Source organism: Burkholderia crassaminum, from assembly GCF_964265005.1.
In the GTDB taxonomy this organism is placed as follows: domain Bacteria; phylum Pseudomonadota; class Gammaproteobacteria; order Burkholderiales; family Burkholderiaceae; genus Burkholderia.
In genome coordinates this window covers 1,623,560-1,644,598 of record NZ_OZ183799.1, presented here as the reverse complement: position 1 = coordinate 1,644,598, position 21,039 = coordinate 1,623,560, and the positions used below count along the sequence as shown (strand labels likewise).

At 67.8% G+C, this 21,039-nt stretch carries 18 protein-coding genes; 10 read left to right on the top strand and 8 right to left on the bottom strand.

The features are described from left to right. Positions 1 to 207: 207 nt before the first annotated feature. Both ACPTTF_RS07555 and ACPTTF_RS07550 read right to left on the bottom strand, forming a co-directional pair. Positions 208 to 2,142, bottom strand: a complete 1,935-nt coding sequence (locus ACPTTF_RS07555; RefSeq protein WP_166962822.1) for an MFS transporter — start codon at positions 2,140 to 2,142, stop codon at positions 208 to 210. 139 nt (positions 2,143 to 2,281) lie between these two features. Further along, entirely contained in the window at positions 2,282 to 2,737 is a 456-nt protein-coding gene (locus tag ACPTTF_RS07550) for a CBS domain-containing protein (protein ID WP_006755543.1), read from the bottom strand. Positions 2,738 to 2,894: 157 nt separating this feature from the next. On the opposite strand from ACPTTF_RS07550, the gene ACPTTF_RS07545 reads away from it, so the two are divergent. After that, positions 2,895 to 3,212, top strand: a complete 318-nt coding sequence (locus ACPTTF_RS07545; RefSeq protein ID WP_166962824.1) for an Mpo1-like protein — start codon at positions 2,895 to 2,897, stop codon at positions 3,210 to 3,212. Between the two features lie 16 nt (positions 3,213 to 3,228). Here the strand turns inward: ACPTTF_RS07545 and ACPTTF_RS07540 are convergent, their stop codons facing one another. After that, a complete protein-coding gene (locus ACPTTF_RS07540; RefSeq protein ID WP_423370773.1) occupies positions 3,229 to 4,560 on the bottom strand; it encodes a YihY family inner membrane protein in 1,332 nt (443 codons plus the stop codon). A gap of 145 nt (positions 4,561 to 4,705) precedes the next feature. Here ACPTTF_RS07540 and wrbA point away from each other — a divergent pair, with 145 nt between their 5' ends. Genes wrbA through ACPTTF_RS07520 form a run of 4 tightly spaced genes read left to right on the top strand, consistent with a single transcriptional unit; the run spans position 4,706 to position 8,011 of the window. Then, a complete protein-coding gene (gene wrbA, locus ACPTTF_RS07535) occupies positions 4,706 to 5,326 on the top strand; it encodes an NAD(P)H:quinone oxidoreductase (protein ID WP_423370772.1) in 621 nt (206 codons plus the stop codon). Beyond that, the gene (locus ACPTTF_RS07530; RefSeq protein ID WP_423370771.1) at positions 5,323 to 5,715 is read left to right on the top strand and encodes a DUF2069 domain-containing protein; all 393 of its coding nucleotides are present in this window, start codon (positions 5,323 to 5,325) and stop codon (positions 5,713 to 5,715) included. Before wrbA ends, ACPTTF_RS07530 begins: the two co-directional genes overlap by 4 nt. An 18-nt stretch (positions 5,716 to 5,733) precedes the next feature. Next, positions 5,734 to 7,155, top strand: coding sequence for an FAD-binding oxidoreductase (locus tag ACPTTF_RS07525; protein WP_423370770.1), 1,422 nt, complete (start codon positions 5,734 to 5,736; stop codon positions 7,153 to 7,155). A gap of 25 nt (positions 7,156 to 7,180) precedes the next feature. Further along, on the top strand, positions 7,181 to 8,011 hold the full coding sequence (locus tag ACPTTF_RS07520; protein WP_423370769.1) for a metallophosphoesterase: 831 nt from the start codon (positions 7,181 to 7,183) through the stop codon (positions 8,009 to 8,011). A gap of 59 nt (positions 8,012 to 8,070) precedes the next feature. Here the strand turns inward: ACPTTF_RS07520 and ACPTTF_RS07515 are convergent, their stop codons facing one another. Together ACPTTF_RS07515 and ACPTTF_RS07510 are read right to left on the bottom strand one after the other, a co-directional pair. Next, positions 8,071 to 8,223: a hypothetical protein gene (locus ACPTTF_RS07515; RefSeq protein ID WP_166962833.1), complete on the bottom strand. Its 153-nt coding sequence runs from the start codon at positions 8,221 to 8,223 to the stop codon at positions 8,071 to 8,073. Positions 8,224 to 8,340: 117 nt separating this feature from the next. After that, entirely contained in the window at positions 8,341 to 9,282 is a 942-nt protein-coding gene (locus ACPTTF_RS07510; RefSeq protein WP_166962835.1) for a LysR family transcriptional regulator, read from the bottom strand. A 157-nt stretch (positions 9,283 to 9,439) separates the two neighbouring features. Between ACPTTF_RS07510 and ACPTTF_RS07505 the strand changes: the two genes are divergently transcribed. The 4 genes from ACPTTF_RS07505 to ACPTTF_RS07490 are packed head-to-tail and all read left to right on the top strand — an operon-like array spanning position 9,440 to position 14,351. Next, a complete protein-coding gene (locus ACPTTF_RS07505) occupies positions 9,440 to 11,047 on the top strand; it encodes an efflux transporter outer membrane subunit (protein WP_166962836.1) in 1,608 nt (535 codons plus the stop codon). 14 nt (positions 11,048 to 11,061) lie between these two features. Beyond that, complete coding sequence (locus ACPTTF_RS07500) at positions 11,062 to 13,263, top strand: FUSC family protein (RefSeq protein ID WP_166962838.1); 2,202 nt, start codon at positions 11,062 to 11,064, stop codon at positions 13,261 to 13,263. Beyond that, a complete protein-coding gene (locus ACPTTF_RS07495; protein WP_059769419.1) occupies positions 13,260 to 13,463 on the top strand; it encodes a DUF1656 domain-containing protein in 204 nt (67 codons plus the stop codon). The genes ACPTTF_RS07500 and ACPTTF_RS07495 overlap by 4 nt, the downstream gene beginning before the upstream one ends. A 12-nt stretch (positions 13,464 to 13,475) precedes the next feature. After that, positions 13,476 to 14,351, top strand: a complete 876-nt coding sequence (locus ACPTTF_RS07490; protein WP_014897260.1) for an HlyD family secretion protein — start codon at positions 13,476 to 13,478, stop codon at positions 14,349 to 14,351. Positions 14,352 to 14,372: 21 nt separating this feature from the next. On the opposite strand, the gene ACPTTF_RS07485 is transcribed toward ACPTTF_RS07490, so the two are convergent. Further along, entirely contained in the window at positions 14,373 to 16,046 is a 1,674-nt protein-coding gene (locus ACPTTF_RS07485; protein WP_423370768.1) for a methyl-accepting chemotaxis protein, read from the bottom strand. Between the two features lie 408 nt (positions 16,047 to 16,454). On the opposite strand from ACPTTF_RS07485, the gene ACPTTF_RS07480 reads away from it, so the two are divergent. Beyond that, positions 16,455 to 17,693, top strand: a complete 1,239-nt coding sequence (locus ACPTTF_RS07480) for an MFS transporter (RefSeq protein WP_423370767.1) — start codon at positions 16,455 to 16,457, stop codon at positions 17,691 to 17,693. Positions 17,694 to 17,762: 69 nt separating this feature from the next. Here the strand turns inward: ACPTTF_RS07480 and ACPTTF_RS07475 are convergent, their stop codons facing one another. Beyond that, positions 17,763 to 18,560 (bottom strand): 5'-methylthioadenosine/adenosylhomocysteine nucleosidase, encoded by a 798-nt coding sequence (locus ACPTTF_RS07475; RefSeq protein ID WP_423370766.1) that lies wholly within the window; start codon positions 18,558 to 18,560, stop codon positions 17,763 to 17,765. Next, positions 18,557 to 20,920: a UvrD-helicase domain-containing protein gene (locus ACPTTF_RS07470; RefSeq protein WP_423370765.1), complete on the bottom strand. Its 2,364-nt coding sequence runs from the start codon at positions 20,918 to 20,920 to the stop codon at positions 18,557 to 18,559. The genes ACPTTF_RS07475 and ACPTTF_RS07470 overlap by 4 nt, the downstream gene beginning before the upstream one ends. Positions 20,921 to 21,039 lie beyond the last annotated feature (119 nt).

The following is a 21,039-nucleotide window of genomic DNA, read 5'->3' as shown; positions in this document are numbered from 1 at the left end:
AAAGAGGTAAGCCGCTATTATGCCAGCCGTCCCGGGCCCGCGGGCCGTGTGAACCGCTCAGACCACACGACCCGGCCGTGGCTATGGCCCGGTGCAACGGTCGGCAACTCGCGCCATTCCGGTCGAGGCCGGCCGGCTCGTGACCGATTCGCGACCGCCGTCACGGCCCGGCGCGGCGATCGGCAACCCGCGCCGCGCCCGCCCAGCCTACTTCCGCGCGCCGCGCAGTTCGGTTACGGCAGCCTGCAGCGACTCGGGTGTCGCGACCGACGCCGGGATCGGCTCGCCGACCGCCAGCGTCAGCCGGCTCATCACGCCGCGCTTGATGGGGCGCGGCATCCGCGCATCGGAATGCCGCGAAAAATAGCTGCCCCACAGCCCGCGCAGCGCCATCGGAATCACGGGTGCCGGCGTGCGGCCCAGGATTTCCATGATGCCGTGGTGGAACGTGTTGATGTCGCCCGTCTTCGTCAACTTGCCTTCAGGGAATATGCACACGAGTTCACCATCCTTCAGCGCGGCCTCGCAGGCGTCGTACGCGCGCGCGAGCATCGCGGGATCTTCGTGACGCGGCGCGATCGGGATCGCCTTCGCATGCCGGAACACCCAGCTCGCGAAGCGTGTCTTGAAGATCCGGTGATCCATCACGAAACGGATCGGGCGCGGGCTCGCCGCAGCCAGCACGAGCGCATCGACATAGCTGACGTGGTTGCATACGAGCACGGCAGCCCCTTCCGCCGGAATCCGCTCCGCGTGCACGAGACGAATCCGGTAGAAGGTGTGCACAAGCACCCACGCGACGAAGCGCAGCAGGAACTCGGGCACCAGCAGATAGATATACGCCGCGACGATGACGTTCAACAGCGCGGTGACGAGGAACAGCCCCGGGATGTCGACGCCGGCCTTGGTCAGCCCCATCGCCATCACGGCCGACAGGATCATGAACAGCGCGTTCAGGATGTTGTTCGCGGCGATGATCCGCGCGCGGTGCGTCGGCGCACTGCGGCTCTGGATCAGCGCGTACAGCGGCACGCTGTAGAAGCCGCCGAACATCGCGAGCAGGAACAGGTCCGCCAGGATGCGCCAGTGGCGCGCGCCGGCCAGGAATTCGCCGACCGACAGCAAATGGCCGGGCGACGGCAGCGCGTGGCTCGCGAAATACAGCTCGATCGCGAACACGCTGATGCCGATCGAGCCGAGCGGCACGAGGCCGATCTCGACGCGCCGCTGCGACAGCCGTTCGCACAGCAGCGAACCGAGGCCGATACCGACCGAGAACGTCGCGAGCAGGATCGTGACGACGTCGGGGCTCGCGGACAGCACGTCCTTCGCGAAATTGAAGAACGACGTGAGGAACGTCGCGCCGACGAACCACAGCCACGAAATGCCGAGCAGGCTCAGGAACACGGTGCGGTTCTGGCGTGCGAGCCCGAGGTTGCGCCAGGTCTCGCTGACCGGATTCCAGTTGATCACGAGATCGGGCTGCGGCGCCGGCGTGGAGGGCACGCGCTGCGCGACGAGCCGCCCCGCGAGCGCGATCACGACGACGCTCACCGCGAGCACGCGCTCGCCGGCGCCTTCGATGCCCGCCGCCGCGCCACCGATGATCGTGCCGATCAGGATCGCGATGAACGTGCCCATCTCGACGAGGCCGTTGCCGCCGACCAGCTCATGCTCGCCGAGATGTTGCGGCAGGTACGAATACTTGACGGGCCCGAACAGCGTCGAGTGCATCCCCATCATGAACGTACACAGATACAGCAGCGGCGCGCTGTGCGTGACGAAGCCGGCCGCGCCGACCAGCATCAGCCCGATCTCGAAGGTCTTCACGAAACGCGTGAGGGTCGCCTTGTCGTATTTGTCGGCGATCTGGCCGGACGTCGCCGAGAACAGCACGAACGGCAGGATGAAGATTGCGGAAATCAGGAAGGCCGCCGTCTTCGCATCGACACCGGCGAACCGCGCGGTGTGATAGGTGACGAGCGACGTGAAGCCGATCTTGAAGACGTTGTCGTTCAGCGCGCCGAGGAACTGGGTCGTGAAGAACGGCGCGAAACGGCGCTCGCGCAGCAGGTCGAACTGCGACGCGTGGGCCTGCCGTTCGCCGCGCCGCCCGGAAGTGGCTTGCGTTTGATCGCTCATGCGGAATACGCGCGCGCCGTCTGGGCGACGCTGCGCGGCCCTTGTGTGGTCATTGAAAAAACGGCGGCGCAGGACAAGCCTGCGCCGCCGCGTGCCGGGTGGCGGCGCCCGCGCATGACGGCGACGGGCGCGGCGTGGTTCACGACTTGTGCGCTTCGGCTTCCGATTCCGGCCAGTCGCGGATGTACGCCTTCAGCATCCTGTTTTCGAAGCTTTGCGCCTCGACGACCGTCTTCGCGACGTCGTAGAACGAAATGACGCCCATCAGCACCTTCTTGTCGAGCACCGGCATATAGCGCGCATGGCGCTCGAGCATCATCCGGCGCACTTCGTTGACGTCCGTTTCCGGCGTACACGTGAGCGGCTCGTCCATCACCTTGCGCACCTGCACGTCGCCGATCGCGCCGCCGTTCACGTGCAGGCGCAGGATGATCTCGCGGAACGTCAGCATCCCGACGAGATCGCCGTACTCCATCACGACGAGCGAACCGATGTCGTGCTCGGCCATCGTATCGACCGCTTCGCGCAGCGGCTTGTCGGGCGTCACCGTAAACAGCGTGTTGCCCTTTACTTTCAGAATATCGCTGACGCGCATCGTAGTCCCCTCATGCTTGAATGCAAAACCTCTTTCGATCCTATCGGAAAGCCTGTCAAAAGGAAAGCTCGGGCCCGTGCGGCGGGCCGCCCCCGCTTGCGGAAGCGCGCCGCCGGCAGCACAATGGCCGCATGAACAGCGGCCCGAGGAGACGGCCATGGCGCATACGCATTCGGAGCAATTCGCCAGCTTCGCTGATTTCTACCCGTATTACCTGAACGAACACCAGAACCTGACGTCGCGGCGGCTGCACTTCGTCGGCTCGCTCGGCGTGATCGGCTGCGTCGCGATGGCGATCGCGACCGGCGACTGGCTGTGGCTGCCGGCGGCGATCGTCTGCGGCTACGGGTTCGCGTGGGTCGGACACTTCTTCTTCGAGAAGAACCGCCCGGCCACGTTCCGGCACCCGATCTACAGCCTGATGGGCGACTGGGTGATGTTCAAGGACATCTGCACCGGCAAGATCCCGCTGTAACGGCCGAGCGCCCCGCTCATGCGGGCCGCGGCGGCCGCGCGTGCGGGTCGGACGCGCCGCTCGGCGTCTGCCCCGGGATGCCCTCCGGCGGTGCGCCGGCAAGCCGGTGCGCGGCGATCAGCGACGCGAGCGACACGTCGAAGCGATCGCTCGACAGCACCGCGAGCAGCGCCGCGCCTTCGACATGGCTGCGGCGGCGCTGCAGCTGGTAGGTCAGCTCCGTGCGGTCGATCACCAGCACGTCGAACAGTTGCGCGAGCGTCAGCTGCTCCGGGTTCGCGAGCAGGATGTAGCGCGGCGTGGTCTCGCCGCCCCCGTCCAGCCGCGCAATCCATTCCCGCTCCTCCATCGTCGTCAGCAAGCGCTGTGCGGTTTCCATGTCGCAGCGCAGCATGGCCGCGAGCCGTATCGCCGTATAGCCGCGCTTGCCGGCCGTGCGCGCTTCGGCCAGCCGCGCGAGCATTTCCAGTGCGTCGAGCAGGTCGCTGCCCGGATAGTGGATGCGGTGGAACTGGCCGACGCGGATCGCCGGCAGCGCGGAGGCCACCATCGCGCCGAGCAGCGCGATGAACCAGCTCAGGTACACCCATAACAGGAACACGGGCAACGCCGCGAACGCGCCATAGACGGCCGTATAGGTCGGAATGCGCCGCACGTAGTAGCCGAAACCGCGCTTCGCGAGTTCGAAAGCGACGGCCGCGAACAGCCCGCCGATCACCGCGTCGCGCCATGCGACCGTGCAGTTCGGCAGGTACACGTACAGCAGCGTGAACGCGAGCACCGTCAGCGGCAACGACACGAGCGCGAGCAGCCACTCGACGATCGATGTCGACGGCGCTGCGCCCGTAAAGGCGAGCGACTGCGTGAACAGGTACGACGAGATCGACAGGCTCACGCCGAACAGCAAGGGCCCGAGCGTGATCAGCGCCCAGTAAGCGAGCACGCGCTGCGCGAACGGCCGCGGCTTGCGCACCCGCCAGATCAGGTTGAACGCCGACTCGATCGTCATCATCGTCATCACCGACGTGACGACGAGCACGATCAGGCCGGCCGTCGTCAGCCCCTTCGCTTTCGATGCGAACTGGTTCAGGTACTTGAAGATCTGGATGTTGAACTGCGCGGGCATCAGGTGATCCGCGAGGAACCCCTGCAGCGAGATCTGGAACGACGCGAACATCGGGAACGCGGTGAACAGCGCGAACGCGACCGTCACGAGCGGCACGAGGGCCAGCATCGTCGTGAAGGTCAGGCTGCCCGCCACTTGCGGGATGCGATCCTCGGCGCTGCGCCGGGCCGCGAACTGCGCGAGGCGCTTGAGGGTGTCGAGATCGACGCTCAACTTCGGCAAACGACTTCTCCTTCTTGATGCCGCGCGCCTCACGGCGCGCCGCCGCCGCGCTGCGCGACGGCTTCAGCCCCTATAATAGCCGCTCGATTCCAGCAGGGGCCGACTGCACCGGGCACGCGCGCGGCCGCACGCGGCTCCGTCGCCCATGAAAGACATCCTCGTCCTCTATTACAGCCGTCACGGCGCCACGCGCGATCTCGCGCTCGCGATCGCGAACGGCATCGACAGCGTGCCGGGCATGCAGGCCCGCATCCGCACCGTGCCGCCCGTGTCGACCGTCTGTGAAGCCACCGCCCCCGACATCCCCGCCGACGGCCCGCCGTATGCGGAGCTGCGCGATCTCGAGGAATGCGCGGGCCTCGCGCTCGGCTCGCCGACCCGCTTCGGCAACATGGCCGCCTCGCTCAAGTATTTCCTCGACGGCACCACGCCGCAATGGTTGTCGGGGGCGCTGACCGGCAAGCCGGCAAGCGTGTTCACGTCGACGGGCAGCCTGCACGGCGGCCAGGAATCGACGTTGCTGTCGATGATGCTGCCGCTGCTCCATCACGGGATGATGATCGTCGGGATCCCGTACACGGAATCCGCGCTCAGCACAACGCGCACCGGCGGCACGCCGTACGGCGCATCCCACGTCGCGCAGCACGACCGCTCGGCGGCCGCCGGCCTGTCGGCGGACGAAAAAGCGCTCGCGGCCGCGCTCGGCGTGCGGCTCGCGCGCGCGGCGGCCGCCCTCTCCAGCGCCCAGGCCGCCGAGGCCGCATGAACGCCCCCGCCCGCCCCGCCGTCACGGCCCGGCCGCGCTACGCGCTGATCGCCGCCACATGCCTCATCGCGCTGATCGCGCTGTCGCTCGCGTGGGAGCTGTGGCTCGCGCCGCTGCGCCCGGGTGGCTCTGCGCTGATGCTCAAGGCCATACCGCTCGCGCTCGCGCTGCCCGGCGTCTGGCGGCGTAACATCTATACGATGCAGTGGGCGAGCATGCTGATACTCGTCTATTTCGCCGAAGGCGTCGTGCGCGGCATGTCCGATCGCGGGCTGTCCGCGACGCTCGGCTGGTACGAGACCGCGCTCGCCGTCGGTTTCTTCGTGGCGGCGCTGGCGTACGTCGCGCCGTTCAAGCGCGCGGCGAAAAAGTCGCGTGCCGCGTCCTGACCCTTACGCGACAAGGTGATGATGTCCTCCGAAGCTTTCGTTTCCGCGTGCCGCGATGCGATCGGCGCCGACTACGTGCTGACCGATCCGCACGATACCGAACCGTTCCTGACCGACTGGCGCCGCCGCTACAAGGGCACCGCGTGCGCGGTGCTGAAGCCCGCGAACACGGCCGAAGTCGCCGCACTCGTGAAGCTGGCCAACACGCACGGCGTCGCACTCGTGCCGCAAGGCGGCAACACGGGCCTTGCCGGGGGCGCCACGCCCGACGCGAGCGGCAGCCAGGCCGTGCTGAGCCTCGCGCGCCTGAACCGCGTGCGCGCGCTCGATCCGCACAACAACACGATCACCGTCGAAGCCGGCGTAATCCTTGCCGACGTGCAGGCGCGCGCCCGCGAAGGTGGCAGGCTGTTCGCGCTGAGCCTCGCGGCGGAAGGCAGCTGCACGATCGGCGGCAACCTGTCGACCAACGCGGGCGGCACCGCGGTGCTGCGCTACGGCAACGCGCGCGAGCTGTGTCTCGGGCTCGAGGTCGTGACGCCGCAAGGTGAGATCTGGGACGGCTTGCGCGGGCTGCGCAAGGACAACACGGGCTACGACCTGCGCGACCTGTTCATCGGCGCGGAAGGCACGCTCGGGATCATCACTGCGGCCGTGATGAAGCTGCATCCGCTGCCGGCCGCGCAGGTCACGGCACTCGCCGCGCTCGAGTCGCCGCACGCGGCGCTCGATTTCCTCGCCCTCGCGCAGCGCGCGGCCGGGCCGCTCCTGACCGGCTTCGAGCTGATGTCGGATTTCTGCATGCAGCTGGTCGGCAAGCACTACCCGCAACTGCGCTACCCGTTCGCGCAGACGCATGCGCAGACGGTGCTGCTCGAACTGTCCGACAACGAAAGCGAAGCGCATGCGCGCGCGCTGTTCGAGAAACTGATGGAAGAAGCGTTCGAGGCCGGGCTCGTGACCGACGCGGTGGTCGCGGAGAATCTCGCGCAGTCGCGCGCGTTCTGGGACCTGCGCGAGCACATCCCGCTCGCGCAGGCTGACGAAGGGCTCAACATCAAGCACGACATCGCGGTGCCGATTTCGTCGATCGCGCGCTTCATCGACGAGACCGACACGGCGATCCAGCAGGCCGCGCCGGGTGCGCGGATGGTCACGTTCGGCCACCTCGGCGACGGCAACCTCCACTACAACGTGCAGATGCCCGAAGGCGGCGATGCGAAGGCGTTCCTCGCGGCGTTCCAGGCGCCGATCAACCGGATCGTCTACGACAACGTGCACCGCCACCATGGCACGATCAGCGCGGAGCACGGGATCGGCCAGTTGAAGATCGACGACGCGCAGCGCTACAAGTCGCCGGTCGAAACGACGCTGATGCGCACGCTGAAGACCGCGCTCGACCCGCGCGGCCTGATGAATCCCGGCAAGGTCCTGCGCTGAAGCCGCCCACTCCGGAGCCCCGCCCGTGAAAGTCCGCGTCCTGTCCGATCTGCACCTCGAAAGCAACCAGCCCGACGCGATCGCGCATGCCGACGCGGATCTCGTCGTGCTGGCCGGCGACATCCACAATCACGCGGAAGGCCTGCGCTGGGCCGCCGAAACGTTCGACCCGGCGGTGCCGGTGATCTACGTGCCCGGTAACCACGAGTACTACGACGGGGAATTCGGCGCGCTGGAGACGGCGATGCGCGATGCTGCGCAGGCGCTCGACAACGTGCATTACCTGAACAACGACGTCTACGTCGATCCCGCGCAGCGTTTCCGCGTGCTCGGCACGACGCTCTGGGCCGATTTTTCGCTGTTCGGCGCCGACGAAGCCAGCATGGCCGGCGCAATCGACGCCGCGCTGCGCGTGATGCTCGATTTCAAGGGCTTGATCCAGGTGACCTGGCCGCATGACGCGGCGCTGCATGCGGCACCGCGCACGCCGGAACGCGATTTCTCGCCGGCCGACGCAATCGCGCTGCATCGACGCAGCCGCGCCTGGCTGGAAACGCAGCTCGCGAAACCGTTCGCGGGCCGGACGATCGTCGTTACCCACCATGCGCCGCACCGGCGCTCGCTGGCGCAGCGCTATGCGGACGATCTTGCGTCGGCGGGATTCGTCACGGACATGGCGGAACTCGTGCAGCCGCCGGTGGATCTGTGGCTCCACGGCCACACGCATACGTCATTCGATTATGTGGCGGACGGCGGCACACGCGTGGTGTGCAATCCGCGCGGCTACATCCACCGGCGCACCGGCGAACGGGAAAATACCGCGTTCGCGTGGGACCAGGTCGTCGAGCTCGGCTGAACGCCGGCCCGGCCGGCCGCGTTGCGCGGCCTTTTTCAACCCGGAGCGTGACCGCGGGATCAGCGGCCGGGGCGGCGCGGCTCGTGCACTCGCACCGGCACCGGCTTCATCCGCGCCTTCGCCTTCATCGCGCGCAGCAGGTCGCGGGTCGCCGCGGCGGCCGCGGCCGCGCCCAGCAGGACTCCAAGGCCGATCATCAGGTGCGTATCCATTGCTACTCCGGGGTTGCGTATCTCGTTAATTCCCACAGTATCAAACTGTCTGACACGCGTTCGTAAAAAAATGTTGCGTGAAGGACAAATCTCGTCAGATTGCGGCCAACCGCGCTGTCATGTCACACGCGTGTACGGCTCGAGCGCGGCTTCGTCGGCTGCGAGCGTGGCCGGCAGTTCGTCGCGCAGGAAATCGACCCAGGTCCGGATTTTCGCGTCGAGGTACTGACGCGACGGATACAGCGCGTAGATGTTCATCACGTGCGAGCGGTATTCGGGCATCACGCGCACGATGTGCCCGCTGCGCAACCAGCCGATCGCCGAATAGAGCGGCAGGCCGCCGATCCCCATCCCTTCCCGCACGGCCACGGCGAGCGCCTCGGCGACGTTCACCCGAAACGGCGGCGCCGTGATCGGGACGATTTCGTCGCCGTTCGGCCCGGCCAGCGCCCATTCGTCGAACTGAAAGCCCGGCGCGACCATCCCGAGGCAGACGTGCTGCGCGAGATCCGCCGGCCGCTGCGGCACGCCATGCGCCTCGGCATAGCCGCGCGACGCGCACACCACGCTGTAGCTCTCGCCGAGCCGCTGCGACACGAGCCCCGAATCCGGCAGGTCACGGCCGACGACGATCGCGACGTCGTACCCCTCGTCGAGCAGGTCGGGCATCCGCTGCGCGAGTGTCAGCTCGACGTGCACGTCCGGGTAGCGCTCGCGATAGCGCGCGATGGCCGGCACCAGGTAGTGCTGGCCGAGGCTCGTGAAGCAATGCACCTTCAGCTTGCCCGACGGGCGCGCATGCGCATCGCCCGCCTCGGCTTCGGCCTGGTCGACATACGCGAGGATCTGCTCGCACCGCTGCAGGTAGCGCTCGCCGGCTTCGGTCAGCGCGATCCGGCGCGTCGTGCGGTTCAGGAGGCGCGTGCGCAGGTGCGCCTCGAGATCGGAGACCGCGCGCGACGCATAGGCGGTGGTCGAATTCATCTGCTGGGCGGCCGCGGTAAAGCTTCCCGCGTCGACCACGCGGACGAACACCCGCATGTTTTGTAACGTATCCATCCCATTACCCGTTTGAATCCGAACGGATTGTTGCACAGAGGCGAACAAGTATTGTCTCAGGATTCGTAAAAATGACTTGCACCCTTGTCCATATATTCAGGAATCGCTGAAAAATATAATCGCATCCGACTCATCTATATCCGAAAGGGAGAAAATCGTGCAGTCTCCGGCGACAAAAGGGACGCTCGCACTGGCGGTTCTTGCAGTCTCATTAATAATGGCCGGCTGCGCGAGCATGGGCGACAACAAGCCGCAGTCGGCCCGCATCGAAGCGAACGCGCTCGATGCCGGCGCCGCCATCCGCGCGGCCGACCGTGACGCGGGCTGGCCCGCGGCCGACTGGTGGCGCGCCTACCGCGATCCGCAGCTCGATGCCTGGATCGCTGCCGCCCAGACCGGCAACCCGACGCTCGCGGCCGCCGAGGCACGGGTACGCGAAGCGCAGGCGATGGCGCGCGTGGCCCGCTCGGCCGAACTGCCGCAAATCAACGGCAACCTCTCGCTGATGCGCCAGCACTGGCCGGACAACGTGTATTACGGCCCCGGCCCGCTCGCGAACACCGATACCTGGAACAACACCGGCACGCTCGGCCTGTCGTACCACCTCGACCTGTGGGGCAAGGACAAGAACGCGACCGAGCGCGCGCTCGACACCGCGCATGCGACCGCCGCCGACGCACGCGCGGCGAAGCTCGAACTCGAAGTCAACGTCGTGCGCGCGTACGTCGGCATGTCGATGAACTATGCGCTGCTCGACCTCGCGCACGAAACGTTCGAACGCCAGCGTTCGCTCGCCGATCTCGCGCGCAAGCGACTGCAGGCCGGCCTCGGCACCCAGCTCGAAGTGAGCCAGGCCGAATCGACGCTGCCCGACTATGAGCGCCAGATCGACAGCTATGAGGAAGCGATCCAGCTCGCGCGGCACCAGCTCGCCGCGCTGGCCGGCAAGGGCCCGGGCGCCGGCGATGCGATCAAGCGGCCGCATCTGTCGCTCGACGCACAGGCCGGCCTGCCGTCGGCGATGCCGGCCGACCTGCTCGGCCGCCGCCCCGACGTCGTCGCGGCGCGCTGGACGGTCGACGCGCAGGCGCGCGGCATCGACGTCGCGAAGGCTTCGTTCTACCCGAACATCGACCTGCTCGCGACGGTCGGCGGCTTCGGCGTGACCGCGCCGTTCACCGACTTCCTGCGCGCGATGAACGGTGGCTGGACGGCCGGCCCCGCGCTGTCGCTGCCGATCTTCGAAGGCGGCCGGCTGCGCGCGCAGCTGGGGGCGGCAGATGCCGGCTACGACCAGGCGGTCGAGCAATACAACCAGACGATCGTCGGCGCGCTCAAGGACATCGCCGACCAGGTCGTGCGGATCCGTTCGCTCGATACACAGAAGAAGGACGCCACGCGCTCGGTGGCCGCCAACGACCGCAGCTACCAGTTGTCGCGCGAAGGCTTCCGCCGCGGGCTGACCGACTACGTCAACGTGCTGGTCGCGCAGCAGCAATTGTTGCGCGCGCAGGAGACAGCCGCCCGCATCGATGCGGAACGCCTCGCCGCGCACGCTCAGCTGATGGCCGCGCTCGGCGGTGGCGTCGAGACGGGCACGGACGTGCCGGGCAGCCATCCGCGGGGCGGCCATCCGTCGCACGACGAATCCGCCGCGGGCGCAGCCGCGCCTGCCGCCGCGTCGGGGGCGAAACCCGTGGCAGCCGCCGCCCGGCCCGCGCAAGTCGCGGCCACCGGTGCGTCCGGCGTGCCGGCCGCACGGTAACGCGGAGCGAGCCCATGTCAGCCTCCTCCCCCGCTTCCACGTCCGCCGGCGGCCCGTTCGCGGCCTGGACCGCCTCGTTCGGCGACTGGGCCCGCACCGACGGCGCCGCGTGGCTCTACCTGTTCAAGGCGCTGCTCGCGGCCTTCATCGCGCTCGGCGTGTCGATGCGGCTCGACCTGCCGGCGCCGAAAACGGCGATGACGACCGTCTTCATCGTGATGCAGCCGCAAAGCGGCGCCGTGCTCGCGAAAAGCTTCTACCGGGTCGCCGGCACGATCTTCGGGCTCATCGCGACGCTCACGTTCGTCGGGCTGTTCCCGCAGCAGCCGCAGCTGTTCCTGCTGGCGATCGCCCTGTGGATCGCGCTGTGCACCGCCGGCGCCGCGCGCAACCGCAACTTCCGCAGTTACGGCTTCCTGCTCGCCGGCTATACGACCGCGCTGATCGGCCTGCCCGCGTCGCAACACCCGGATGGGGCATTCATGAGCGCGATGACGCGGGTCTCCGAAGTCATCATCGGGATCGTGTCGGCCGGCGTCGTCAGCGCGCTCGTGTTTCCGCGGTACACGGGCGAGCAGATGCGCACGACGGTGCGCAAGCGCTTCGGCAGCTTCGTCGACTACGTCGCGTCGGCGCTGTCGGGCCAGCTCGACCGCGCGCACATCGAGACCATCCATACGCGCTTCGTCGCCGACGTGGTCGGTTTCGAGGCCGCGCGCAGCATGGCCGTGTTCGAGGATCCGGACACGCGCATGCGCAGCGGGCGCCTCGCGCGGCTGAACAGCGAGTTCATGAGCGCATCGAGCCGCTTTCACGCGCTGCACCAGCTGATGAACCGGCTGCACGCGGCCGGCGCGCAGGCCGCGATCGATGCGATCGAGCCGTATTTCCGCGAGATCGCGCCGCTGCTCACGCGCGATGGCGAACCTGTGCGCACGTCGATCGACGCCGCGCACTCGGCCGAGCAACTGCTCGCGTGGCGCGACGCGCTGCCACGCCGAATCCGCGCGACGCGCGCGGAACTCGAAACGCAGCCCGGCTTCCCGCTGCTCGACTTCGATACGGCCGCCGAACTGCTGTATCGCTTCATCACCGACCTGCAGGAATACGCGGCGACCTATGCGTCGCTCGCGACCGCAACGCACGAGCGCGAACGCTGGATCGAGCGCTACGAACCGCGCACCAACCGGACGGCCGCCACGATCGCGGGGATCCGCACCGCGACGGTGATTCTCGCGCTGGGCTGGTTCTGGATCGAGACCGCGTGGCCGAGCGGCGTGATGCTGGTGCTGAACGCCGCGGCGACCTGCGCACTCGCGTCGTCGGCGCCGCGCCCGACCGCGATGGCCGCGCAGATGGGGATGGGCACGGCGCTGGCCGTTTGCACCGGCTTCCTGCTGATGTTCGGCATCTACCCGCGGATCGACGGCTTCGTCCTGCTGTGCGCGGCGCTCGCGCCGTTGCTCGCGATCGGCATCTACATGACGCTGAAGCCGAAGCTCGCGGGCTACGGGGCGGGCTACCTGATCTTCTTCTGCTTCCTCGCCGGCCCCGACAGCATCACGCACTACGATCCCATGAGCTTCATGAACGACGCGCTCGCGCTCCTGTTGTCGATGCTGGTATCGGCGATCGCGTTCGCCGTGCTGTTCCCGCCGACCGCGCCGTGGCTCAAGAAACGCCTGTTCGCCGACCTGCGTCACCAGGCCGTCGCGGCCTGCCACGCGCGGCTCGACGGATTGCGCACGCGCTTCGAGAGCGGCGCGCGCGACCTGATGTACCAGGCGCACACGCTGTCGGCCGACCAGCCCGACGTGCAGCGCGACGCGCTGCGCTGGATGTTCGCGGTGCTCGAAACCGGCAATGCGGCCATCGACCTGCGCCACGAGCTGGCAACGCTGCCGTCCGACCCGCGCTATGCGCCGACGATGCCGTGGCGACGCGCGATCGAGACGATGCGTGCCGCGCTGTCGTCGCTGTTCACCCGGCCGGACACCCAACGCTTCGAGGCAACGCTCGCCGCGGTCAACGATGCAATCGACACGACCCGGCAGACGCTCGACGCGTTCACGCCGACGCGCGAGGAACGTCACCGGCTGCAGCGCATCCTGAGCCACCTGCATTTCGTGCGCACGGCACTGCTCGATCCCGAATCGCCGCTCGCCGCGCTCAACCGCAACCGCCCCGTGCGTCCCCAACCAGGAGCCTCGTCATGATGCCGCGTGAAATCGCCATTCTCGATGCCTACATGCCCACGGTGGTGCTGATGTTCGTCCTCGGCGCGCTCGCGACCTGGGCCGTCGACCGCGTGCTCGCCTATACGGGCCTCTACCGTCTCGTCTGGCACCCGTCGCTGTTTCGGGCCTGCCTCCTCGTCTGCATTTGCGGCGGACTGAGTCTTGCCGTTTACCGTTGATTCCGAACCATCATGATTCTCAGAAAACTCTTCGGCTTCGTCGCGACCGCCGTCATTCTTCTCGTCGCGATCCTGATCGGGCGCTCGCTTTGGGTGCACTACATGGATGATCCGTGGACGCGCGACGGGCGCGTACGCGCCGAAATCGTCAACGTCGCGCCGGACGTGTCGGGCGCGATCGTCGAACTGCCCGTGCATGACAACCAGCTCGTGAAAAAAGGCGACCTGATCATGCAGATCGACCCGTCGCATTACCAGATCGCCGTCGAACAGGCGCAGGCGGCCGTTGCCGCCCGTCGCGCGGAACTGCAGATGCGCCGCGACGACGCGGCCCGCCGCGCGGATCTCGACGCGCTCGTCGTGTCGAAGGAAAATCGCGAGAACGCCGCGCACAGCGCGTCGAGCGCCGACGCGCAGTACCAGCAGGCGATCGCCGCGCTCGATGCCGCGAAGCTCAACCTCGAGCGCACGCGCGTCGTCGCGCCGGTCGACGGCTACATCACGAACCTGCAGACGTTCAAGGGCAACTACGCGGTGGCCGGCCAGGCGAAGCTCGCCATCGTCGACAGCCATTCGTTCTGGGTCTACGGCTACTTCGAGGAAACCAAGCTGCCGCGCGTGAAAATCGGCGCGCCGGCCGAGATGCGGCTGATGAGCGGCGGCGTGATGAAGGGCCACGTCGAAAGCATCTCGCGCGGCATCTACGATCGCGACAACCCGCAAAGCCGCGACCTCGTCGCGGACGTGAACCCGACCTTCAACTGGGTGCGCCTCGCGCAGCGCGTGCCGGTGCGCATCAGGATCGACGAAGTGCCGGCCGACGTGGTGCTGTCGGCGGGCACGACCTGCACGGTCATCATCGATCCCGACAAGCAGAAGAAGTCGTAACGACTGAACGCCCGGGCGCGCTCAGGCCGCGATGCGAAAGCGCCCGACCAGCGACTTCAGTGCCTGCGCCTGCTCGTCGAGCGCATTCGCCGCGGCGGCCGCCTGCTCGACGAGTGCCGCGTTCTGCTGGGTGCCGGCGTCCATCTGCGTGACCGCGCGGCCGATCTCGTCGATCCCGGCGCTCTGCTCGTCCGATGCGGCGGAAATTTCGCCGATGATGTCGGTCACCCGCTTCACCGCGCGCACGACGTCACCCATCGTGCGGCCCGCATCGTGCGCGAGCGCCGCACCGTTCGCGACCCGCTCGACCGACGAGCCGATCAGCGCACGGATCTCCTTCGCCGCGGTCGCCGCGCGCTGCGCGAGCAGGCGGACCTCGCCCGCAACCACCGAGAAGCCGCGCCCCTGCTCGCCGGCGCGTGCGGCCTCGACCGCCGCGTTCAACGCGAGAATGTTGGTCTGGAACGCGATCCCCTCGATCGTGCCGATGATGTCGCGGATGTTCTTCGCGCTGTCGTCGATCTCGCTCATCGTCGCCACCACACGCCCGACGACTTCCCCACCCGTCTCCGCAACGACCGACGCATTGGCCGCCAGCGCGCTCGCCTGCCGCGCGTTCTCGGCGTTCTGCCGTACGGTCGACGTGAGCTGTTCCATGCTGGCCGCGGTGCGCTCGAGCGCGACGGCCTGCTGCTCGGTGCGCTTCGACAGATCGAGGTTGCCGGTGGAGATCTCGCCCGACGCGGCCGCGATCGCCTCGGCGCTGACGGCGATCTCGCCGACGGTCGCCGCCAGCCCCGTCTGCATCTCGGCCAGCGCACGCACCATGCTGTCGCGGTCGTGCCGGCCCAGCGCGATCGGTCGCGTCAGGTCGCCGCGCGCGATGTCCGCGGCGATCGCCTTGGCGTGCGCGGGCTCGCCACCGAGCTGCGACGCGAGACGGCGCACGACGCGCTCGGCGATGACGATCGCGAGCACGATCAGCGCAACCGTCATCGCCGCGATCATCGCGAACGACGACGAGAAAATGGTGGCGGACGCATCGAGCGTCGCCTTCGACTTCGCGCCGCGCGTCTTCACGAGTTCGGCAACCAGTTTCTCGAGCTTGCCGGTTTCGACCAGCAGCGACACGTCCTGCGTGCCGACCTGCCAGTTCATCTGCGACAGGTCGAGCGGCTGCGCACGCACGAGCGCGACGAAATCGCGCAGATGCGCGCTCCACGTGCCGACCGCTGTCGAGAATGCGCGCAACCGTGCCGAATCGTCGACGTCGGCCGGATCCGCATAGCGCTGCAGCGTGCCGAGCGCCTGGCCGATCGACGCGAGCCCCGCGCCAACCTCGGCACCCAGTTCGTCGCGCTCCTTCGCGGTGGTCGCGGTCAGCAGCATCTTCTGGGCACGGCTCGCGCGCAGCAATTCGGCCCGAACCTCCTCGGCCGCGCGGCTCGCGACGTGGCCCTGCTCGTAGACCGACGCGATCGACGCATTCAGCCGGCTGATCTGCCACAGCGAAAACATGCCGATCGCCAGCGTGCCGGCGAGCAGGATCGCGAATGCGGCGCGCAACGTCGCCTTGACGGTCCACGGCCGGCGCTCACGGCGCGCCGCCCGCAGGCGCCGGGCGGCGCGACCGGTGGCAACGTCGGGTGCGGCGGCGGCCGCACCCGGCTGTGGATGCAAAGATGCTGCTTTCATCGAACTATCCCCGTATTGATCACGCGGCCGGAAAGGTCGGTCCCGGCGTTCCCGCGATGGCTGGCCATGCCGCGCGTCCTGCGCCCGCACGGCGGATAGCCGGTGCCGGGCGCGGCGCGCCTGTTGTCATTGGGTCGTTCTACGGCCGCCACCGCCGTTTCTTGAGTCCGGTAAACCACGTACCGGCCCCGTGCACGCCCCCTCGCTGACAGGCGGGCATGCCGCCTGCGTTATACCCGGTCAAAAAAGCGGGCATCGGTCGATCCGTCAGATGAATGTCCGATTCACGATAAAACTTGTCCGGACATTCTCGATACGCCAAATTACACTTCTTTGACGCAGCAACGATTCACGACGCGCCGATCCCCAGCAGAGCGCGCCCACCACCTCAACTCGTTCAGCTCTCACATGGAAACCAGCCTCGACACCGGCACCGTCGGCGCAGCCGCCACCCAGCCGTCCGCGCCACCCGTCGCCCGCACCGTCTACCCGGTGCTCGGCGCGATCAGCTTCTCGCACATGCTCAACGACATGATCCAGTCGTTGATCCTCGCGATCTATCCGATGCTCAAGAGCCAGTTCGCGCTGTCGTTCGCGCAGATCGGCCTGATCACGCTCACCTACCAGATCACCGCGTCGCTGCTGCAGCCGCTCATTGGCCTCTATACCGACAAGCGGCCGAAACCGTATTCGCTGCCGGTCGGCATGGGCTTCACGCTCGCGGGGCTGCTGCTGATGTCGGTCGCGCCGAATTTCACGATGCTGCTGGTGGCCGCGGCGCTGGTCGGCTGCGGCTCGTCGGTGTTCCACCCCGAATCGTCGCGCGTCGCGCGGATGGCGTCGGGCGGCCAGCACGGGCTCGCGCAATCGGTGTTCCAGGTCGGCGGCAATGCGGGTTCCGCGCTCGGGCCGCTGCTCGCCGCGCTCGTGATCATTCCGCACGGCCAGCACAGCATCGCGTGGTTCTCGGCAGCCGCGCTCGTTGCGATGATCGTGCTCACGCAGATCGGCCACTGGTACAAGAAGCATCCGTCGATGAAGAAGAAGGCCGCGGCGGCCGGCCACCCGACGCTGTCGCGCGGCCGCGTGATGGGCGCGATCGGCATACTGGTGCTGCTCGTGTTCTCGAAGTATTTCTACCTCGCGAGCATCAACAGCTATTTCACGTTCTACCTGATCGACAAGTTTCACCTGTCGGTGCAGGCCGCGCAGATCCACCTGTTCGTGTTCCTCGCGGCCGTGGCGGCGGGCACGCTGATCGGCGGGCCGGTGGGTGACCGGATCGGCCGCAAATACGTGATCTGGGTATCGATCCTCGGCGTCGCGCCGTTCACGCTGCTGCTGCCGTACGCGAACCTGTTCTGGACCAGCGTGCTGACCGTGATCATCGGCATCGTGCTCGCGTCGGCGTTCGCCGCGATCCTGGTCTACGCGACGGAGCTGATGCCCGGCAAGGTCGGGATGGTCGCGGGCCTGTTCTTCGGCTTCGCGTTCGGCCTCGGCGGTGTCGGCGCGGCCGTGCTCGGCCAGCTCGCCGACGCGACGAGCATCACGTTCGTCTACAAGGTGTGCTCGTTCCTGCCGCTGATCGGTGTGCTGACGGTGTTCCTGCCGAACCTCGAAAGCAGCCGGCGCAAGAAAGCATGAAAAAACGGCCGCGGCGCGCCTGCTGGCGCCGCGGCCGTGATGCTCCGATCGACGGAATTGACGGCGGCTTCAGGCCGCCGTCGTCGCATGCAGCGTCAGGAAACGCTTGAGGATGCCGGACGAATAGCTGCTCGCGATCGCCGACAGGAAGTGCGAGAACGACTGCGTCGCGTGATCGTCGGCCGTGTCGGAGATCGTGCGCACGAGCGCGAACGGCACGTCGTGCTCCGCGCACACCTGCGCGATCGCGGCGCCTTCCATTTCGACCGCGAGCGCATCCGGCAGCGCGTCGCGCAGCGCGACGACCTCGCGCTCGCTCGACACGAAGCGGTCGCCGCTGATGATGAGCCCCGCGTGCAGCGTCGCGCCGCCCAGGCCGAAGCGTTCGGCGAACTGCGCGCCCTCTTCCGCGACGAACTGCGTGCAGGCTTCGCGGAGACGGGCCGTCAGCACGGCGTCGGTTGCGAAACGCGTGATGCCGAGCAGCGGCACCTCGTAGCGCGGAAAGAGCGGCGACGCATCGAGATCGTGCTGCAGCAGCGTATCGGCCACGACGACATCGCCGACGCGCACCGTACGCGACACACCGCCCGCTACGCCGGTGAACACCACGCCCGACACGCCGAACACGTGGATCAGCGCGCTGACCGTCGCGGCGGCCGCGACCTTGCCGACCCGCGCAAGCGTGACGACGCAGGCCGCGCCGTGCACGGTGCCGACGTGATAATCGCGGCGGCCGAGCGTGACCGTCTTCATCGCGCCGTCGGCGCGCATCGCGGCGATCAGGTCGCCGAGTTCTTCGGGCAGCGCGGCCAGGATGCCGAGCGGACGGGTCGAAGCCATACCCACCATGTCGATGCCCATCATTCCACCGCCTGCAGTTTCGCGACCGCGAGCGCGAGCCACTTCTCGCCGTGCCGCTTGAATTTCACCTGCGCCTTCGCATCGGTGCCGTTGCCTTCGAGCGCGGTGACGGTGCCTTCGCCGAACTTGGTATGGAACACCTGCTGGCCGACCCGGAAGCCGGTATCAGCGGCGCGCTGCTTGTTCGCGAACGCCGGCAGCGGCGCGGACACCGCTGCATCGACGATCTGCTCACGGCTGCCGCCGCCCGGCCGCGCGAACCAGTCGCGCCCGTACCCGGCGTTGTCCGACCGGCCGCCCCAGCGCGAACCGGCCTCGACCTTCGGCGTCAGCCACTTGAGCACGTGTTCGGGCAGTTCGTCGAAGAAGCGCGAGCGCACGTTGTAGCGCGTCTGGCCGTGCAGCATCCGGCTCTGCGCGAACGACAGGTAGAGCCGCTCCTTCGCGCGTGTGATCGCGACGTACATCAGCCGGCGCTCTTCCTCGAGGCCGTCCGATTCGAGCACGCTGTTCTCGTGCGGGAACAGCCCTTCCTCGAGGCCCGTGATGAACACGGCCGAGAATTCGAGCCCCTTCGCCGCGTGCACCGTCATCAGCTGCACGGCGTCCTGCCCGGCCTGCGCCTGGTTGTCGCCGGCCTCCAGCGACGCATGCGACAGGAAGCCGGCGAGCGGCGTCATCGTGTCGGGATTCTGTGCCGGGTCAACGGGCGATACCGGATCGAGCACCTCGACCGCCGGATCGTCCGTCGCGGTGCCAAGCTCGGGTGCCGCGATCGCGCCCGCGCGCAGCGGGATCGAACGGGCGGGCGTGTCGAGCCCGTAGCCTTCCTCGGCGATGAACGCGGTGGCCGCGTTCACGAGTTCCTGCAAGTTCTCGAGACGGTCCTGGCCTTCGCGCTCGCCCTGGTAGAAATCGGCGAGGCCGCTGGCGCGCACGATGTGCTCGACGGTGTCGGGCAGGTTCATCTGCTGCGTGTCGGCACGCATCTTCGCGACCAGGTTCGCGAACCCGCCGAGGCTCGTGCCGGCCTTGCCCGTCACGTACGGAATCGCGGCGGCCATCGAGCAGCCGTACAGGCGCGCGGCGTCGGCGAGCTGCTCGATCGAGCGCGCGCCGATCCCGCGGGTCGGGAAGTTCACGACACGCACGAACGCCGTGTCGTCGTTCGGGTTGTCGATCAGGCGCAGGTACGCGAGCGCGTGCTTCACTTCCTGGCGCTCGAAGAAGCGCAGGCCGCCGTACACGCGGTAAGGGATGCCCGACGACATCAGCGTATGCTCGATCGAGCGCGACTGCGCGTTGCTGCGGTACAGGACGGCCACTTCGCTGCGCGCCATCCCGGTGTTGATCAGCGAACGGATCTCCTCGACGATCCAGCCGGCTTCCTGTGAATCGGTGCTCGCCTCGTACACGCGCACGGGCTCGCCGTGGCCCGCGTCGGTGCGCAGGTTCTTGCCGAGGCGGTGCGCGTTGTTCGAGATCAGCTGGTTGGCCGCATCGAGGATGTTGCCGTGCGACCGGTAGTTCTGCTCGAGCTTGATCAGGTTGCGCACGCGGAATTCGTTTTCGAAGTCGCGCATGTTGCCGACGTTCGCGCCGCGGAACGCATAGATCGACTGGTCGTCGTCGCCGACCGCGAAGATCGCGTTCTCGCCGCCCGCGAGCATCTTGAGCCACGCGTACTGCAGCTTGTTGGTGTCCTGGAACTCGTCGACGAGGATGTGCCGGAAGCGCGCCTGGTAGTGCGCGCGCAGCGGTGCGTTGTACGCGAGCAATTCGTAGCAGCGCAACAGCAGCTCGGGGAAATCGACGACGCCCTCGCGCTGGCATTGCTGGTCGTATGCCTGGTACAGCTCGACGAACTTGCGGTTGAAGTTGTCGGACGCGTCGACCTTGTCGGGACGCAGCCCCTGCTCCTTCGCGTTGTTGATGAAGTACTGGACGTTCTTCGGCGGGTACTTTTCATCGTCGACGTTCGCGGCCTTCATCAGCCGCTTGATCGCGGACAGCTGGTCGGCCGTATCGAGGATCTGGAAGGTCTGCGGCAGGCCGGCGTCGCGCCAGTGCGTGCGCAGCATTCGGTTGCACAGGCCGTGGAACGTGCCGATCCACATCCCGCGCGTGTCGATCGGCATCATCGCCGACAGGCGCGCCATCATCTCGCGCGCGGCCTTGTTCGTGAAGGTGACGGCGAGCACGGTGGGCGGCGATGCATAGCCCTGCTGGATCAGCCACGCGATGCGCGTGATCAGCACGCGGGTCTTGCCGCTGCCCGCCCCTGCAAGGATCAGCGCCGGTTCGTTCGGCAACGTGACGGCGGCGAGTTGTTCGGGGTTCAGATTGGCGAGCAGATCGGGCATGGAGCGGCAGCGGACGGGCGAGAAAAATGCGGACCCGACATTATAAGTCGGCCGGGCGATGCAGTTCCCGATCCGTTCGGCCACGCGTCTCGGACGCGCTGCCGGCGCGTTGCGGCCCC

Excerpts from the sequence above, each read along its gene's own strand:
- ACPTTF_RS07555 (WP_166962822.1), bottom strand. The coding sequence starts at position 2,142 with ATGAGCGATCAAACGCAAGCCACTTCCGGGCGGCGCGGCGAACGGCAG.
- ACPTTF_RS07550 (WP_006755543.1), bottom strand. The coding sequence starts at position 2,737 with ATGCGCGTCAGCGATATTCTGAAAGTAAAGGGCAACACGCTGTTTACG.
- ACPTTF_RS07545 (WP_166962824.1), top strand. The coding sequence starts at position 2,895 with ATGGCGCATACGCATTCGGAGCAATTCGCCAGCTTCGCTGATTTCTAC.
- wrbA (WP_423370772.1), top strand. The coding sequence starts at position 4,706 with ATGAAAGACATCCTCGTCCTCTATTACAGCCGTCACGGCGCCACGCGC.
- ACPTTF_RS07530 (WP_423370771.1), top strand. The coding sequence starts at position 5,323 with ATGAACGCCCCCGCCCGCCCCGCCGTCACGGCCCGGCCGCGCTACGCG.
- ACPTTF_RS07525 (WP_423370770.1), top strand. The coding sequence starts at position 5,734 with ATGATGTCCTCCGAAGCTTTCGTTTCCGCGTGCCGCGATGCGATCGGC.
- ACPTTF_RS07515 (WP_166962833.1), bottom strand. The coding sequence starts at position 8,223 with ATGGATACGCACCTGATGATCGGCCTTGGAGTCCTGCTGGGCGCGGCC.
- ACPTTF_RS07510 (WP_166962835.1), bottom strand. The coding sequence starts at position 9,282 with ATGGATACGTTACAAAACATGCGGGTGTTCGTCCGCGTGGTCGACGCG.
- ACPTTF_RS07500 (WP_166962838.1), top strand. The coding sequence starts at position 11,062 with ATGTCAGCCTCCTCCCCCGCTTCCACGTCCGCCGGCGGCCCGTTCGCG.
- ACPTTF_RS07495 (WP_059769419.1), top strand. The coding sequence starts at position 13,260 with ATGATGCCGCGTGAAATCGCCATTCTCGATGCCTACATGCCCACGGTG.
- ACPTTF_RS07490 (WP_014897260.1), top strand. The coding sequence starts at position 13,476 with ATGATTCTCAGAAAACTCTTCGGCTTCGTCGCGACCGCCGTCATTCTT.
- ACPTTF_RS07485 (WP_423370768.1), bottom strand. The coding sequence starts at position 16,046 with ATGAAAGCAGCATCTTTGCATCCACAGCCGGGTGCGGCCGCCGCCGCA.
- ACPTTF_RS07480 (WP_423370767.1), top strand. The coding sequence starts at position 16,455 with ATGGAAACCAGCCTCGACACCGGCACCGTCGGCGCAGCCGCCACCCAG.
- ACPTTF_RS07475 (WP_423370766.1), bottom strand. The coding sequence starts at position 18,560 with ATGATGGGCATCGACATGGTGGGTATGGCTTCGACCCGTCCGCTCGGC.
- ACPTTF_RS07470 (WP_423370765.1), bottom strand. The coding sequence starts at position 20,920 with ATGCCCGATCTGCTCGCCAATCTGAACCCCGAACAACTCGCCGCCGTC.